Origin of the sequence: Solidesulfovibrio sp. C21 (assembly GCF_047785625.1) — a bacterium.
In the GTDB taxonomy this organism is placed as follows: domain Bacteria; phylum Desulfobacterota; class Desulfovibrionia; order Desulfovibrionales; family Desulfovibrionaceae; genus Solidesulfovibrio.
This window is the reverse complement of sequence record NZ_JBLODY010000045.1, coordinates 17414-33892: the sequence shown is the minus strand read 5'-3', so window position 1 is coordinate 33892 and position 16479 is coordinate 17414. Positions and strand designations below refer to the sequence as shown.

General features: G+C 61.9%; 15 protein-coding genes. 10 read left to right on the top strand and 5 right to left on the bottom strand.

All coding sequences use genetic code 11. The features are described from left to right. Positions 1 to 327 precede the first annotated feature (327 nt). From ACMZ6R_RS13625 to ACMZ6R_RS13610, 4 genes are all read left to right on the top strand, one after another. Positions 328 to 552: a hypothetical protein gene (locus tag ACMZ6R_RS13625; RefSeq protein WP_416112338.1), complete on the top strand. Its 225-nt coding sequence runs from the start codon at positions 328 to 330 to the stop codon at positions 550 to 552. 24 nt (positions 553 to 576) lie between these two features. Beyond that, positions 577 to 1407: a prolipoprotein diacylglyceryl transferase gene (locus tag ACMZ6R_RS13620; RefSeq protein ID WP_416112336.1), complete on the top strand. Its 831-nt coding sequence runs from the start codon at positions 577 to 579 to the stop codon at positions 1405 to 1407. A gap of 517 nt (positions 1408 to 1924) precedes the next feature. Next, complete coding sequence (locus ACMZ6R_RS13615) at positions 1925 to 2335, top strand: MucR family transcriptional regulator (protein ID WP_416112334.1); 411 nt, start codon at positions 1925 to 1927, stop codon at positions 2333 to 2335. Continuing rightward, a complete protein-coding gene (locus tag ACMZ6R_RS13610; protein WP_416112332.1) occupies positions 2293 to 3138 on the top strand; it encodes a pentapeptide repeat-containing protein in 846 nt (281 codons plus the stop codon). Before ACMZ6R_RS13615 ends, ACMZ6R_RS13610 begins: the two co-directional genes overlap by 43 nt. Before the next feature lie 54 nt (positions 3139 to 3192). On the opposite strand, the gene ACMZ6R_RS13605 is transcribed toward ACMZ6R_RS13610, so the two are convergent. Beyond that, on the bottom strand, positions 3193 to 4347 hold the full coding sequence (locus ACMZ6R_RS13605; protein ID WP_416112330.1) for an HD domain-containing phosphohydrolase: 1155 nt from the start codon (positions 4345 to 4347) through the stop codon (positions 3193 to 3195). Beyond that, entirely contained in the window at positions 4340 to 5554 is a 1215-nt protein-coding gene (locus ACMZ6R_RS13600) for an HDOD domain-containing protein (RefSeq protein WP_416112328.1), read from the bottom strand. The genes ACMZ6R_RS13605 and ACMZ6R_RS13600 overlap by 8 nt, the downstream gene beginning before the upstream one ends. A gap of 234 nt (positions 5555 to 5788) precedes the next feature. Between ACMZ6R_RS13600 and ACMZ6R_RS13595 the strand changes: the two genes are divergently transcribed. The 3 genes from ACMZ6R_RS13595 to ACMZ6R_RS13585 all read left to right on the top strand — a co-directional run bounded on the left by ACMZ6R_RS13595 (position 5789) and on the right by ACMZ6R_RS13585 (position 10316). Beyond that, positions 5789 to 7192 (top strand): NAD(P)/FAD-dependent oxidoreductase, encoded by a 1404-nt coding sequence (locus ACMZ6R_RS13595; RefSeq protein WP_416112326.1) that lies wholly within the window; start codon positions 5789 to 5791, stop codon positions 7190 to 7192. 627 nt (positions 7193 to 7819) lie between these two features. After that, positions 7820 to 8737, top strand: coding sequence for a 4Fe-4S dicluster domain-containing protein (locus ACMZ6R_RS13590; protein WP_416112324.1), 918 nt, complete (start codon positions 7820 to 7822; stop codon positions 8735 to 8737). Beyond that, on the top strand, positions 8727 to 10316 hold the full coding sequence (locus ACMZ6R_RS13585; protein WP_416112322.1) for an MFS transporter: 1590 nt from the start codon (positions 8727 to 8729) through the stop codon (positions 10314 to 10316). The genes ACMZ6R_RS13590 and ACMZ6R_RS13585 overlap by 11 nt, the downstream gene beginning before the upstream one ends. A gap of 152 nt (positions 10317 to 10468) precedes the next feature. Here the strand turns inward: ACMZ6R_RS13585 and ACMZ6R_RS13580 are convergent, their stop codons facing one another. Next, positions 10469 to 10906, bottom strand: coding sequence for a hypothetical protein (locus ACMZ6R_RS13580; protein WP_416112320.1), 438 nt, complete (start codon positions 10904 to 10906; stop codon positions 10469 to 10471). Between the two features lie 41 nt (positions 10907 to 10947). Next, positions 10948 to 12324: an SH3 domain-containing protein gene (locus tag ACMZ6R_RS13575; protein WP_416112318.1), complete on the bottom strand. Its 1377-nt coding sequence runs from the start codon at positions 12322 to 12324 to the stop codon at positions 10948 to 10950. 134 nt (positions 12325 to 12458) lie between these two features. Between ACMZ6R_RS13575 and ACMZ6R_RS13570 the strand changes: the two genes are divergently transcribed. After that, entirely contained in the window at positions 12459 to 13253 is a 795-nt protein-coding gene (locus ACMZ6R_RS13570) for a M48 family metallopeptidase (protein ID WP_416112316.1), read from the top strand. On the opposite strand, the gene ACMZ6R_RS13565 is transcribed toward ACMZ6R_RS13570, so the two are convergent. Further along, positions 13234 to 13584: a hypothetical protein gene (locus ACMZ6R_RS13565; protein WP_416112314.1), complete on the bottom strand. Its 351-nt coding sequence runs from the start codon at positions 13582 to 13584 to the stop codon at positions 13234 to 13236. The genes ACMZ6R_RS13570 and ACMZ6R_RS13565 overlap by 20 nt on opposite strands. A 131-nt stretch (positions 13585 to 13715) precedes the next feature. Here ACMZ6R_RS13565 and rnr point away from each other — a divergent pair, with 131 nt between their 5' ends. Both rnr and ACMZ6R_RS13555 read left to right on the top strand, forming a co-directional pair. Beyond that, positions 13716 to 15938 carry a ribonuclease R gene (rnr, locus tag ACMZ6R_RS13560; RefSeq protein ID WP_416112312.1) on the top strand — a complete coding sequence of 741 codons (2223 nt, stop codon included), beginning with the start codon at positions 13716 to 13718 and terminating at the stop codon, positions 15936 to 15938. Next, positions 15935 to 16384, top strand: coding sequence for a hypothetical protein (locus tag ACMZ6R_RS13555; RefSeq protein ID WP_416112310.1), 450 nt, complete (start codon positions 15935 to 15937; stop codon positions 16382 to 16384). The genes rnr and ACMZ6R_RS13555 overlap by 4 nt, the downstream gene beginning before the upstream one ends. Positions 16385 to 16479: the final 95 nt, after the last annotated feature.

Genomic DNA, 16479 nt, shown 5'->3' with positions numbered 1-16479 from the left:
CGCATGGCGGCGTTTTTCAAATGGCGGGAATCCGAAAACTACCGAATCGGTACTTGGCGCTTCGGGCGCGAATAGGAAACGGGCGGTTAGACTGCGTCAGCCGGCTTGACTTCGGGCCACATAGGAAAGACTTTCAATAAAATAATCTTGGTGCGGTACACGCCGCACCTTTTGAAAACTTTAGAAAAGGGAGAGCGCGAGAGGGGAGAACCCTTTTTAAAGGGTTTCCCCTCTCGCATTATCTTTTCCTCTCTTCCCTCTTCGCCCCATTGCGCCGTGGCCGGACAGGGCGTAAAGGGGCGGCATATTTCGTTACCGGAGGATCGCATGAAGTTCGTCTTGGCCTTGATCTGCGCCCTATGCCTGACGCTTACCGGCGCGCTTTTCGCCTTTGGCCGCGTCACGCCCGGCGAATCCTACACCGCCTATGCCGACGCCGTTCAACACGCCACGTCCTGCGAACTGACCTCGTGCGGCTGCCTGGGCATGAAATGCTCCTGTTTCGAATGCGGCAGTGGTTGCGGCGGCTGCGGCGGCAGCGGCAGCAAATAACCCGTCCCATTCTTTCTTGCCGTCATGGGTGGACTGCTGGCCTTCGTGCTGTCCCGGGCCACGGGGATCGACGCCTTCGCCATTCTCCAGGCCGGGTACCTGTTTCTGTCCCTGGCCGGAATGGCCGTGGTGTTTTTCTTCACCCGACGGGAGCTTTCGACCGCTCCGGCGCGCGGGCGCTATCTGCTTGTCTTCCTCGCGAGTCTTCCGGTGGGGCTGGCCGGGGCGCGGCTGATCCCCATCATCCAGGACGCCTTTTTGGCCGGCCGGCTCACTTTCGGCATCATCGCCCGGGGCGGGCTCGTGTTTTACGGCGGCGCGCTGGCGGTGCTTTTGGCCCTGCGCCTGGGCTGCCGGCTGTGGCGGCTGTCCCCGTGGCCGCTCGTCGACGCCGTTTGCCGCTACGCGCCCCTGGGCCACGCCTTTGGCCGGCTGGGCTGCTTTTTCGGCGGCTGCTGCTTTGGCGCGGTGACAACCGGGCCGCTGGGGGTGCGCTTTCCGGCCGGCTCGCCGGCCTTCCTCCAGCACAAGGCCGCGGGGCTGTTGCCGCCCGGAGCGGTCGCCTCGCTGCCGGTGCACCCGACCCAGCTCTACGAGGCCGTGGGCAACCTGCTCCTGTTCGCCGGGCTGCTCGCCGTGTCCAAACGTCCGGGCGGCCTGCCCCCGGGCCGGGCCGCCACGCTCTACCTGCTCGGCTACGCGGTCCTGCGCTTCTGCCTGGAGTTCTGGCGCGGCGACGACATACGCGGCATCTATTACGGCCTGAGCATGTCCCAATACGTGGCGCTGGCCGTGGCAGCCGGCGCGGTGCTTGTGCTGTTGCGGGCCCGGTTCCGAACGCAACTCCCCCGTTAATAAAACGCTCCCCCTCGCCGGCGCGACGTTTCAATACGAAAGAACGTCACGATTGAAACGCCTCTAGGCAAGGCCAGGCTTTTGCTGTATCCAGGCCGCCGTACACCGAGGACATGCTGCGCACACGCATGCCGAATGAGGCCTTGAACCACATCCGAAGCGCGCCTGCCGCCTGGACGGGAGGGAGGCGCACACCCCGCGATTTCCGGCCGAGGGTTCGCGTCGGCAGGGACCGGAAACGGCCAGGCGACATCCGTGCCCCAGGCCCCCACCGTTTCGGGCGCATTGCAGCATTCCACCGCCCGGGCCGAACAAACCGGCGGCATCACCGTACTGTGTTTATTGTACCGCGGCATGGGGAAGGATTGGGGTGGCGCGAAATGATTGTCCAAACGAAGGACTACGCCAGCATGATGGCGCACGATTCCAATGACTTTGTCTCTTATTTTTCAAATTCAGTTGCAATCATGCGTTGCCTCACTTATATGTATTGAAAGCCATCTAGCAGGAGCGAGAAATGGAAGACTATTTGAAAGCTGCCTTGGAGATCGTCAAAGCCCAGGCCTCAGTTCGGACCATGACTGATGACGAAATCACCTCCATGTTGAAGAATGTTGCCGCCGGCATTCAGGCCGCCGCCGAAGCCGACGCCGCCCCGGCCGAACCCGCCACGCCGGCCATTGATCCGGCCAAGGCCGTCAAGGAAAGCAGTGTGATTTGCCTGGAATGCGGCAAGTCCTTCAAGGTGCTCACCAAGAAACACCTTGCCGCCCACGGGCTCACTCCGGAAGAATACCGGGCAAAATACGGCTACAAGAAGGGCGCTCCCCTGGCGGCCAAGTCCCTGCAACGGGAACGCCGCAAGAAGATGAAGGACATGCGCCTGTGGGAACGTCGGCGCAAGCCCGCCGCCGTCACCGCCGAATAGTCGGCCCGCTGGCCTTGCGCCAGTCCGCTTCGGGGAAGCTTTTTCCGGCCGGTCCGTCCTCGGGCCGGCCGGGGCGCTTGCCAGCCCGTCCAAGGCAGGAGCGTGCCACGCCTCGTTTCTTTACGCCCGCCTTCTCAGGAAAGACACGCATCCTTGACCGCGCTACGCGCGCAACGCTTCCAACACATAAAGATAAAACAGTATTTTGCTCTTCTACCATGGAAAGCACGATCTCCAACACCGGTTCCCATGAAGACAAGCTCTTCAGCAATCTTGGAATCGATAACGCTTCCCTTGACGGCATTGAATTCTTTAGCTGCAAATTTATAAAATCTTCTTTCCAGTACGCATCGTTCTCCAACTGTTTGTTTGAGAATTGCTTATTTGAGCAATGCAATCTTTCCTTAGCCGACATCGCCCAATCAAAATTCATCGGAACAGAATTCGATAAATCAAAACTTACCGGGATCAATTGGAGCCAGGCAAAAGGCATTTTCTCCGTGCATTTCAATGCCTGCCTCCTCAACGACAACATCTTCACAGGTATGAAGCTCGCGAAATTCACCTTTAAAGACTGCGATCTGCATGACGCGCTCTTCACGGATACGAACTTGAAGCATGCCCTCTTTTCCAACTGCGACCTGCAAGGATGCCAGTTCGAAAATAGCGATTTGAGTTTCTCGGACTTCTCGACCTCCAAAAACTACTTCATCGACGCCAAAAGCAACAAGCTGTACAAAACGAAATTCTCACTTCCAGAGGCGGCCTCCCTCCTGAAAAACTTCAATATAATCCTCACCTAAACTGTTCGAACCCGCTCCGTGAGCTTATCGGGAGCGGTCTTCGGGAAGACGCCGCTACTCGTCCGACGGGATGATGACCTTGACCGGATCGGTGACGCTCTCGTAGCGGGCCAGCTTGGAAATGTGGGCCAGGGCCACGCTTGAAAGCGCGTAGCCCTTGGGCAGGACCTTAAGCTTCTGCCCCCCCCGCATCACGAACATGTCCTCGGCCAGAATCATGTTGTCGCGCAGGCTCTTGACCGGCATCGGCACGATGACGAGGTTGCTCTCCTCGCCCAGCACCTCGCCGAACGCCGCCACCACATCCGGATCGTAGATCCCCGTCGCCTGCTTGAGCGCCTTGTAGGCCTCGGCCTTGGCCTGGCCGGCAGTCAGAAGCCGGTCGAATTCGAGCAGCACCCGCAGGATGCGCGCCCCGGCCGGGATGTCCTTGCCGCGCACGTCATCGGCCGGAAAGCCGCCGCCGTCGAAATTCTTTTCCTGATAGGCGATAGCCTTGGCCACTCCGCCCATGCGCGGGATGTTGGCCACGAGCTTGGCCGCCACCTCGGCGTGCTGCTGGTAGATGGCCGCATCCTCGGGCGACAGCGCCCGCCCCCGCTCCACCCGCGAAATGAGCGCATCCGGCAGGGTGATGTAGCCCATGAGGCACAGCATGGCCGCCGCCTCGGTCTGCCAGGGGCTCGGGTCGCCGCACAGCTTGGACAGCGGCCGCACGTACGGCGCGATCCGCGAAACCCGGCCGTAGACCTCGGGCCGCAACAGCGACAGCACTTCCGAAAGCATCTTGAGGCTGCCGCGAAGCGTGCCCTCCAGAAGCTCCCGCTCGGCCATGACCAGACGGTACTGCTCCACGGCGGCGTTCAGAGCCCCGAGCAGGTAACTGGTCTCGCACGGCTTGGTCAGAAACCGGAAGATGTTGCCCTCGTTGACCGCCGCGATGGCGGCCTCGAGATCGGCGAAGCCGGTCAACATCACCCGCACCGAGTCCGGGCGCATCTCGCGCACCTTGGACAACACCGCGATACCGTCCATGCCCGGCATGCGCAGGTCGGAAACCACCACCGCGTACGCGGGGCTGGCCTTGACCTTGGCCAACCCCGCCTCGGGCCCGACAGCCGTATCCACCTCGAAGGCGCTATGCAGGTTGCGGCGAAACCCGGCCAGAATCCGCTCGTCGTCGTCGATGAAAAGCACCCGCTTATTCACCGTCCCCTCCTTGCAACACATCCCGGCAGGCCTCGCGCCATGCCTCCGCGCGTCCGCCATACCCCAGAGCGTCAAGGGCGACCGTATCCAGGGGATGGGGCGCGTAGGAACCGTGTATGACCACCAGCTCATGGTCCAGGGCGTTGGCGGCATGGACCAGCGGTATGGCCAGCGGCGGCCCGTCCCCGAAAGTTCCCGGCCGATGATGCCCGGCCACGCCGAAGACCACCGCCTCCTCGAATCCCCACAGCCCGAGCAGGTATGCCCCCACCGCGGCATGGGAGACGGCCAGAATCCCCTCCTCGGCCTCGAGGGGCGTGACGTTGCGCGCCTGCGTGGCCGCCAGCACCGCACGATACTCGGCCTCGAAAAGCTCGGCCAGCATCAGCTTGCCCACGTCGTGGACCATCCCGGCCATGAAACAGGCCTCCTTCTCCACCTTGTCCGCGCCCTCGAGGGCGGCCAAAACCTTGGCCATCCGGGCCACGCGCAGGCTGTGGTCCCAAAGCCGCCCCAGGCCGAAGCCCGGATAGCGGTCGGCGTCGAAGCGGGAAAAAAGCCCATGGGCCAGCACCAAGGCCCGGATCGTTTCGAGCCCGAGCAGGGTCACCGCCTGCCGGGTGGAGGTCACCCGCTGGGGCATGCCGAAAAACGAGGAATTGACAAGCCGCAGCAGCCCCGTGGCCATGCCGACGTCGCGGGCGAGGATGTCGCCGATGGTGTTGACCGAGGCGTTGGACGAGCGCAGTTCCTCGGTCAGCTCGGCGAAAACCGACGGCAGCACCGGCAGGGTCTCCACGCGGGCGACGGCGTCGCGCACCCGCTCGTCAGTGAAAATATCGGCCAGACGCAACACCCGGTCGATGGCGGTGGTCAGTTCCCGCGGCGAGCAGGGTTTGCTCAGGAACTGATGGGCCGGTTTGACCGAACGGAAGATGAAGTCGCGGTCGGAATGCCCGGACAGGATCAGCCGTATCGTGCCCGGCCAGCGCTGCCGCACCGCCTCCAGAAATTCCGGCCCGTCCATGCCCGGCATGCGCACGTCGGAAACCACCACATCCACCGGGGTCGTTTCCAGAAGCGCAAGCGCCTGCGCGCCGCCCTCGGCGAAATGCATGTCCCAGACGTCACGCTTGTCCCACAACATCCGCCGCAGCCCGCCAAGCAGCTGCGGTTCGTCGTCAACGAAAAGAATGCGTCGGCGCATGGGTCGGCCTCCTGAAATGGCGGTCCCGCGGGCCAAACGTCCCGAAATCCGGGCACGGGGCGTTTTTCCATTGTAGCCGATCGTGGGAAAAAGAAAAAGGATATTGACGCGCCGCCCGGGTCGATCATCCCCGGGCAGCGCCCAGGCCGGCGCCGCGCCTTGCCAGGCGGCCCGCCCGGCTGTAGGCAGAGGCTCTATCTCCCGCCCCTCGGGGCGGCACCACAAGGACCAGCCGTGGCAAACGATTCCCCAAAAAAACATGACGTCATCATCGTCGGCGGCGGCCCGGCCGGGCTTTTTGCCGCGCATTACCTGTCCCAAAACACCGACCTGTCGATCCTGCTCCTGGAAAAAGGCCAACCCACCGGCAAACGCCGCTGCCCCATGCACGGCAGCAAGGATTGCCGCAAATGCACGCCCTGCAACATTCTCTCCGGCATCGGCGGGGCCGGGCTCTTCTCCGACGGCAAGCTCAACTTCATCCCCAAGCTCGGCAAGACCGACCTGACCCAGTTCATGTCCCTGTCCGAGGCCACGGCCTTGATCAAGGAAACCGAAACCCTTTTCTCCGACCTCGGCATGGACGGCCCCGTCTACCCGACCGATATGGAAAAGGCCCGCCAGATCCGCAAGGAAGCCCGCAAACTCGGCATCGACCTGCTGCTCATCCGCCAGAAACACCTCGGCAGCGACCACCTGCCCGGCCATATGGCCGCCATGTCCCAACGGCTGGCCGACCAGGGCGTCAGCATCCGCACCGGCGAGGAAGCCCGCGACGTCATCATCGAAAACGGGCGTGTGGCCGGCGTCGCCACCACCAAGGGCGAATACCGCGCCCCGGCCGTCATCCTCGCCCCGGGCCGCGTCGGCGCCGAATGGATGGGCGCGCTGGCCCGCCGCCACGGCCTCTCCTACAGCCAGCGCGGCATCGAGGTGGGTGTGCGCGTCGAGGTGCACAACGAAATTCTGTCCGATATCACCGACGTCATCTACGACCCCACCTTCTTCGTGCGCACCCGCAAATACGACGACCAGACCCGCACCTTCTGCACCAACCAGGGCGGCTACGTGGCCCTGGAAAACTACCAGGACTTCGTGTGCGTCAACGGCCACGCCTACATGGACGCCAAATCCGACAGCGCCAACTTCGCCTTTCTCTCCAAAGTGGTCCTGACCGACCCCGTTTCCGACAACCAGGCCTACGGGGAAGCCATCGGACGCCTCGCCACCATGATCGGCGGCGGCAATCCCATTCTCCAGCGCTTCGGCGACCTCAAACGCGGCCAGCGCAGCACCTGGAACCGCATCCGCAAAGGCTCCGTGGAACCGACGCTCACCTCCGTCACCTGCGGCGACATCGCCATGGCCCTGCCCGAACGCATCATGACCAACATCATCGACGGCCTGGAGCAATTAAACGCCGTGGTGCCGGGTGTCGCCAACGACGAAACCCTGCTCTACGCCCCGGAGATCAAATTCTTCGCCACCCAGATCGACACCACCCCTGACCTCGAAACCACCGTGGCCGGCATGTACGTTGCCGGCGACGGCCCGGGCGTGGCCGGCAACATCGTCTCCGCCGCCGCAACCGGACTCATTCCGGCCAAGGCGATACTGCGAAAACTGGCCAGCCGTTAGCCGCTGGGGCTCCGCCCCAGACCCCGGCGGGGGCTCTCCCCCCGTACCCCCGCCGAGAGGCCATAAAAAACATGGCTGTATTCACGGATTCCTGGGCGTTGCGCGCCATAGTTTGTCGCTGACGTCGAACAGGACACCCCAGCGGGCGGGCGGTGGTCCATGTGGGCCATACCGCCGGTATCGGGCGGCGCTGCCCCACCTTCAGTCGCGCGTCTGCTTGCCGGGATCATGCCGCGCCTTGGATTTGGCGTTGTTGCGACACCGCCAGTTCAAGACCTTTCTTCCAGTCCGGATCCGTCGGGCAACCTGCATCGTCACCAACCGATTCCACTTCACGCAGCACGGGGCCAAGCGACGGAGGGCTCGCGGTTATCGGAACCGTGTGCACTTCAAGATCGCCATCGGCTTCTTCTGCGTCGACTGAACTCCTAGCCAAAACAAGAATCCCCCCCCCCGGCGGGAAGCCCTGAAGCTCCTCTCTCTGGCAGCATCTCCCCGCTTCCGACGTGCGGAACCCCAAAAAACTGCAAAATTATCCTTGACTAATGACCGTTGGTCATTATCTTGATGACCAACGGTCATTAGCATCAAGCATCTGGCGTACCACCCGAACAAGGAGGTGACACCGTGAAACGACGTCGTCTACAGCCCGAAGCACGCAAAGTTGAATTGCTTGAGGCAGCTCTAAGTGTCTTGAGAAGTCTCGGCCCTATCAAGGCACGTGTCGAGGATGTAACTACAGCGGCAGGAACAGCAAAGGGAACTTTTTATATTTATTTCTCTTCATGGAATAATATGTTACATGAAGTTCGTGCGCATTTACTCTCAAAATACATATCAGAAATAAAAATAAGATTTCCAATTGAAGCAAAAAAAGACTGGACTGCTGCATTAAAAAAAGAATGCATCAACTTTGTTGATTATCGAGAGCAGTTAGGAGAACTGCACAATGTTATTTTTCATGGGCCAAAATCAGAAATACCCCATGACAATTATCTTTCTGGCAAGGAAATTTTCAGTTGGATGTTACATTTTGGGATAGAAACTGGTGTCTGCCGCGACATTGACAGTGAATTAGGCGGGAAATTCCTTTTTTCTATTCTACATACAACAGCTGACTACATCGTTTCGACAGGTGAACGGGAACGATATCTTAATATGTTATTCGATTTAATCGAACATTGGCTTGGCAACCCTGCCTTTACAGCAACAGCCCCAAATATCGCATCGCAAAAAAAGACAAATAGCATGACACAACAAACTCGTAGCCATTGGAAACCTATCGTTGATTTTGCCCGTTGCAAAGGATGTGGCAAATGCATTGCATTATGCTCTAACAATGTTTTTGAGCTTCATAGTATAAGCTCTGCCGATTACAAACAACTTAACTGGTTTCGTCGAATGAGGCTTCGACATAATGGACTGAGAGTGGCCTATGCGATCCGTACCAAGGACTGCCGAAACTGTGGTCAGTGCCTAAACGTTTGCCGGGAGCATGCTATCCAGCAAAAAAGCGAGCCTGAAAGGAATGGTGATGCCAGATGAATTGAAGGAGATCGGAACAAAAATATCACAGCAACACGAAGCAAATATAGAGGAGGTTGGAATGTCCACGACATCGCGGCCCTGGCTTGCGTTTTCCGCCTTAGCCCTGACTATATTGATCGTCGTACTTGATTATATGGTGCTTAATGTTGCTCTACCCACATTACAACGCGAAATGAACGCGACGATTTCTGAATTACAATGGATTGCCGATGCGTATATTTTGGTTTTTGCTGCACTCCTGATGACCATGGGCGCGCTGGCGGACCGTATTGGCCATGTGCCCATGCTCCGAACCGGCATGCTTATTTTTGGCATAGCAAGTCTGTTGGCGGCATTTTCCGCTTCCACATGGCACCTTGTCGCGGCGCGAGCCCTCATGGGGCTGGGCGCTGCGATGATCGTGCCCGCAACATTGGCCCTTATTTCCCTTATTTTTCCTCCAGAACAACGCGGTAAAGCCATTGGCGCCTGGGGGGCAATGAACGGCCTCGGGGTCGTTCTGGGGCCACTCCTTGGTGGCTGGTTGCTTGAGCAATATCAATGGGGATCAATTTTTCTTATAAACATCCCTGTCATTATTATATCATTAATCGCAGGATTCTTCCTCATTCCACAAAGCAATGTTCGTGTACATCACCGCATCGACTTACTTGGCACAACATTATCGACAATTACGATATTCCTACTTGTTTTTGGGATCATAAAAAGTAACGATGCCGGATGGTCACAGCCCTCTGTTTACGGGACGTTAACCGCAGCACTCATTTGTGGCTATTTCTTTTTCCATTGGGAAAGGAAAACCGACACACCTATGGTTGATCTCTCTCTTTTCAAAAATTCTTATCTTTCGGCCGGCAGCAGCAGTATCGCCCTTATGGCATTTTCTATGTATGGTTTTATATTTGTCTTAACATTATACATGCAACTTGTCAAAGAATATTCACCTCTGCAAACAGGTTTTCGTTTTTTGCCGCTCGCTCTTGGCTATGCCATCGGTACGGTATCTAGTTCAAGAAATGTCCAACAATGGGGTACAAGAGCTGTCATTACGATAAGTTTTGTAGGCATCTCGGTCGCATCCCTATTTATTGTTTTTTGGAACGCGGCCACACCTTTCTGGCTTATCGGCTTAAACATCGGCTTACTCACTTTCTTTCAAGGAAATATCATGGCCCCCTCGTTAAATGCCGTACTGGGAGCGATGCCAAAGGGCCGAGCCGGCGTCGGTTCCGCCATTGGCAGCATCTCGCTTCAAGTCGGTGGAGCCTTGGGCGTTGCTGTCCTTGGATCGCTGCTTCATGGCAGCTACCGCTCTCGAATGAACCACCTCCTGGATTCTAATGCGTTTTTTCCAATCCAGGCGCTCCAGGGAGCGAAGGAATCCCTCGGGGCCGCTCTTGTTGTGGCCGGAGGTTTGCCGGTAGAAATCGGACAAGGTCTCACTGGTCTGGCCAGGGCCGCCTTTATGCATGGCTGGATTTTGGTCTTTTTAGCCATCTGTTGTGTTGGCATATCGGGGATGGCTTTTGCGAGAAAGGTTATGCCTTCAAGTGAAGCCCCTTTGAAAAGGCAATAAAAGTGGAGGGGGGTCCTACCTCGGTCGTTCGCCCCCATCCCCTTCCGTCACCCCCAGGGGCCGGGGGGCATCAAGCCCCCCGGCGAAGGGGTGCAGGGGAGGCAGAGCCTCTCCTGCCGGGTCCAGGGCAGCGCCCTGCGTCTCGCCGTCGCCTACCGCAGGCGGCTGTAGCTGCCGGCGGGGGTATCGTCGGCGAGGCGTACCCAGATGACGGTGGCAACGCCCCAGACGATATTGGCGACGATGACGACGACAGGGGTGAGCAGGCCGAGATCCAGGCCCCAGAGGCCCTTGTCGAGCATATTGGGGAAGACGATCAGCAGTTGGAAGAGGGTGGGGGCGATGCTGGCGATGACACCGCGCCAGAAGATGGATCCGGGCATCCAGCGGGGGGTCAAAAGCAGCCCCCACACGCCGCCCCAGACGAGTCTGGGGTAGAGCCAGGGCAGGGACCATTGGGGGGCCATGGCGACATTCAGGCTGCTAAACGCCCCATAGGCACCGGCCAAGTAAAGGAAAATGCTGTTGATGAGGCCTCCCACGAGGCCACCGGCAAAGCAAACGCTCACCCAGGCGAAAAAATTGCGCATCCTCTTTCCTCCCTCCTCGCTTGGATGCCGGGCGCGGCGATTTAATAGGGACTGACCAGAATTGACAGGGACCGCACACGGTTGAGCAGAATATGGGTCGGTCCCACGGCCGGCACTTCCTCGCCGGCACGCAGCGTGGTGACGACGGCGCGCCCGATCACGAGCCGGCCGTCGCGGCCCGTTTCACTGAACGTATGGAGTCCCCACATGTCGTGGTAGACCACGGGATGTCCTTTGTACTCGCCGATATAGACGAGAATGTGACCTTTCAGCCAAATGAGGCTGGCAAAGGGAACGCCACTCCTGAGGATGGTCGTTTCCTTCTGGGCGTTGTCCATGTCGCCAAGGGGAATGGCGCCGCCGGAGGCGGCCTGGCTGGCGGAATTGCGCGGCAGGTAGATGCCGAAGGGCACGAAGAGGTCGTGGGTCAGGGCCGAGCAGTCGCGTTTGCCGTCGATGCCGCCCCAGCCGTAGATTTTGCCCATGAACTGGTTGCCGACGGCGGCGACGTTTCGCGGCGTCATGGGCATGGGCATGGGCACGGCGGCCGTGGCCGGCAGATGCACGCGCACGGTCTCGGCCTGGCCCGAGCCGCCCCGGCGCGGCACGAGCACGGTGACGCCCGAGGCGTCGGCCGGTCCGGCCAGGGGGAAGAACGCGCCCACGTCGGCGGTGATGCCGATTTCGGGGAGCTGCGTCTGGTCCTTGACCACGGCCGCAAGGCGCGGCGTGGAAAATTGGCCGATGGTGGCCTCGTCGACGTAGGCCACATCCGTGGCCGGCAACCAGCCGAAGGTCAGGGCGGATTCGGCCAGCACCCAGGAGCCGTCGCGGCTGGCGTGGGTGACGAGGAGGGGGGTGCCCGGCGGCAGGGCGGTATGCTGGAGATAGTCGAAGGGGTAGCCTTCGCCGGGCAGGCTCGGGTCGGCAAAGCGCGGGGCCTTCGTGGGCATGCCGCGCAGGTTGGTGTTTTTGACGGTGAGCGCCTTGCGCATGACGTTGGGGTAGGAGCCGAGTCCGGCGGCGGCGTGGAGCGAGGCGGCGAAGGCCGGGCTGTTCGGCTGCCCGTTGGCGCCGAATCCCGGGGACTTTTCGAAGCGGCGGAAGATCGTCTCCACAGCCCGGCGCGAGTATTCCGGCCGGCCCAGGTTCCAGGGCGTCAGCCAGGTCTGCAGGAAGGTTTCCATGCGCAGCCCGGCCTGTTCCTTGGGGTAGAGCAGCCGGTCGGCGGTACCGGGCCGCAGGTAGGCGTTTAAGTCCTGGGGCAGGACGCGCAGGTCCTGGACCTCGCCCTTGCCGGTCGGGACGGACGGCGGCGTGGGGGCAAGGGGAATCTGTGGAGCCCGGGCGCAGCCCCAGACCAAAAGCAGGAAAACGCAAAGCGCGGCGAAACGCAACCGCCGTGACATGGACTGCATGGCGCAAAGCCCCCCTTCCCCAACTTGACGGCGGACGCGGCCGCCGACTATCCGGCTGGCGGGAGGGTAGACGTTGGCGCACGCGAACACAAGCCCGATAAGGACGACAAGGATGAAAGGTTGCGGTTGTGGGTATGAAACAGGCTAAGGCCATGGACGCGGCCGAGACCGCGCGTCTGCTCGCCTCCCGGGTGCCGGAGACGGTGCCTGTTTCGGTGCGGGTAAGCGCCCGGGCCCGGGGCATCGTCTTGCGCATGCTGCCGGGCAAGGGGCTCGAGGTGGTGGCCCCGGCCGGGGTCGGGGCCGGGCTGTTGCTCCAGGCGGTGGAAGCCAGGCGCGACTGGATCGACCGGATTTCGCGCCGCATGGCGGCCGAGGGCGGGCTTCCGGGCCAGGGACCGGTGGCACCGCGTCCCTCCATGCTCGTGCTGACGGCCTTTTCCCGGCAGTGGAAGCTGTCCTATCTGGCCCGGGAGATGGCCGGCTGCCTGGTTTCGAACTGGCGTCCGACGGAGCTTGTGGTGTCCGGGGCGGTCTCGGACCCGGCGGCGGTGTCCGCGGCCTTGTCGGCGTTTTGCCGACGCCGGGCCGGCGAACTGTTGCGCCTGGAACTGGCCCGGGTGTCCGAGGAGATCGGGCTCGGCTACAGCGCCGTGAGCATCCGGGCCCAGCGCACCCGCTGGGGGAGCTGCACGGCCAAGGGGCGCATCAACCTCAATTACACCATTGCCTTTTTGCCGCCGGAGCTGTGCCGGCTGGTGCTGGTCCACGAGCTGTGCCACACCGTCGAGCTCAACCATTCGGCCCGGTTCTGGGACGTCGTGGAGAAATACGTTCCGGACTGCCGGGCCATGGACGCGCGGCTCAATAGCGCCCGGCACTACCTGCCGCTGTGGCTCGAAGGCGCGGCTACGGCTGCTCCAGCGTGACCTCGTCGAGCTTTTCGCCGGAAAAATAAAACACGCTGATCGGCTCCTCCACGCCCCGCACGACGACCAGACGGCCAAACGGCCCGTCGCCGGCGAGATCGAGCAGCGCCTCGGCCACCGACGCCCCGTCCTCGGCCGGACATTCCTCGCAGGCCACCTCGAACCGCAGCGACTCCGGCCCCGGCATCACTTCGAGCCGGACGACGTCCAGACCGGCCAACGCCCCGGCCAGCACCTCCCCGGCTTCGGACTCGATCTCCCCCACCCGTTCGAAGGAATATTCCTCGGGATAGCGTATTTCGCCGAGCAGACGACAGGGCGCGTCCTGCATACCGCCTCCGCATGTTGACTTTTTGGCGAAATACCACGCCCGAAAACCCCTCGCAACGCGCAGCGGGCTTGTGTCGCGCCGCGCGGGGCTGTAGAGGGAGAGGAGCGCGACTATTGGAGGACAGAGGATACATGACAGCAAGAAGAAGAAAAGGACGATCCCCCAAGGGACCGGGGGCCGGACTCGACACGGCCGCCATATTGCGGATCTTCCGCGAAAGCGGCAAGCCCCTGTCCGACAAGGAGGTGGCGCGCAGCCTCCAAGGCACGGCCTTCAAGTTCCACGACCTGCGCCACATGCTCGAAAACCTGGGCGAGGCGGGTAAGCTCATCCGGGTCCAGAAAGGCTGGGGACTTCTGGAAAGCATGCGGCTTCTCACCGGAGTGCTTGAGATAAGCCGCTCGGGCGTGGGCTACGTGCTTCCCGACGACAAACGCCGCAAGGACATCTTTATCCATCCCAAGGATATCGGCGATGCCTGGCACGGCGACCGGGTGGCCGTCGCCGTCACCCGCGAACGCAAGGACAAGAACCACGAAGGCCGTGTGGCCAGGGTCATCGAGCGCGGCGTTGCGACGCTGCCCTGCCGGGTGATCAAGCGCATGGCGCCCGATCTGTTCCTGTGCCGTCCGACGGATGCCCGCCACTCCATGAGCTTCATGGTGGACTACATTCCCCCGACGCCGGAAGACCCGGTGCCCGGCCCCGAGGACATCATGAACGTGGGCGTGGGGGAAAAGCTCGAATACAAGCTCTATTCCGGCAAAGGGCTGGAGCTTCTCGGTGCCCAGGGCGACGTGGCCGTGCAGGAGCGCCTGGTCAAGCTCAACCACGACATCCCCGGCCCCTTTCCGCCCAAGACGATCAACGAGGCCGAGGCGCTGCCCGAGGCCCCGGGCGAGGCCGATTTCGCCGGCCGCAAGGACTTGCGCGACCTGACCTTCGTCACCATCGACGGGGCCAAGGCGCGCGACTTCGACGACGCCATTTACGTGAAAAAACGCGGCCGGGCCTATACCCTCTGGGTGGCCATCGCCGACGTGTCCCACTACGTGCCCGAGGGCAGCGCCCTGGACGCCGAAGCCCTGGAACGCGGCAACTCCTACTATTTTCCCCAATCCGTGGAGCCCATGCTGCCCGAGCGGCTCTCCAACGGGCTTTGCAGCCTAAACCCCAACGTGCCGCGCCTGGCCATGGTGGCGGAGATCGATTTTTCGGCCAAGGGCCTGCCCGGCCGCACCGACATCTACCCGGCGGTCATCGAATCCAAGGCGCGCCTGACCTACGCCCAGGTCAACCGGGCGCTGCTTCTCGACGACGAAGCGGAACGCGAAAAGATCGCGGCCGTCCTGCCCATGCTGACCACGGCCGAGGTGCTGGCCCGGGCCATAAACGCCGTGCGCACGGAACGGGGTAACCTGGACTTCGATCTGCCCGAGCCGGAAATCCTGTTCAATTTCCAGGGCGAGACCCAGGACATCCGGCCCAAGGTGCGCCATTTCGGCCACCAGATCGTGGAGGAATTCATGATCGCGGCCAACGAGGCCGTGGCCCGGTTCCTGACCGAAAAAGACGCGCCGGTGCTCTACCGCGTCCACCCCGAGCCCGATCCGACCAAGCTCGAAGCCTTTTTCAAGCTTCTGGCCACGACCGACCTGGCCCCCAAGCTCCCCCCGACCCCCGGTCCCGGGGACCTGGCCACCATGCTGCGGGCCGCCTCGGGCACGGACCTCGACTTCCTGGTCAGCCGGATCGCGCTGCGCACCATGATGCAGGCCTCCTACTCGCCCAAGCTCGACGGGCATTTCGGCCTGGCCTCGACCTGCTACTGCCACTTCACCTCCCCCATACGCCGCTACGCCGACCTGGTGGTGCACCGCTCCATCAAAAACGTGCTGGCCGGCAAGACCGTGCCGGAGAAAAAGCTGGCCCGGCTGGCCAAGGTGGCCGAGCACATCAGCCGCCGGGAACGGGTGGCCATGGAGGCCGAGCGCGAAATCTTAAAGCGCGTCACCGTGCTTTTCCTGGCCGACAAGGTCAGCCGGCGCTTTACCGGCGTGGTCAGCTCCATCGCGGATTTCGGCTTCTGGGTGGAACTCAAGGAGGTCATGGCCGAGGGCATGGTGCGGCTGTCGTCGCTTTCCGACGACTACTACACCTATTTCCCGGAACGCCATGAGCTTATCGGCGAGCGCACCGGCCGCCGCTTCCGGCTGGGCCAGTCGGTGGAAGTGGAACTGACCGGCGTGGACATGGGGCGGCTGTCCGTGGACCTCGGCCTGGTCGAGGGCGGCGAAGCGCCGCTGGCCCTGCCCACGGCCAAACGCAAAAGTTCGAGGCGTCGCCGCAAATGAACCGCTTTCGCCGTCGAGACACGCTCCTTGTCGCCCTGGCCGTTTTCTGGCTCGTAGCGGCCGCCATGGCGGCCGCCATCGATTGGCCCACCCCGCTTAGGCTGGACAAGGAGCGGCTGCAACTGGCCTACCTCGCGGCCAATGCCGTGGACAAGGATTTCCGTCCCTACGACCAGCCCGACACGGGCGACCCTGACGCCCAGTACCAGCAGCTCGTGGCCGATTACCGGGACCGGTTCGGGGAGCGCTTCAACATCGCCGCCATCGAAAGCCGCCATGACGCCGCCGTTGCCGGCATGGCCCGGGAACGCGCCGGCATCGTCGCCTTCACGGCCGGCGCAACGGCCGTGGTCTGGTGGCTGCTTATGACCATCAGCCGATTGCTCGGCCCGGGCGACGCGGCCGGGTCGCGGGAGCAACCGTGCCGCGGCAAGCGCTACGCGTAAGGCCGGCGGCCATGCCCGCCCCCTTGCCCTGATGCCCAAGGCCGTCGCGCCCTGACGGGCAATAGCACCGCGCCGGCACCCGAAACGCAACCGGC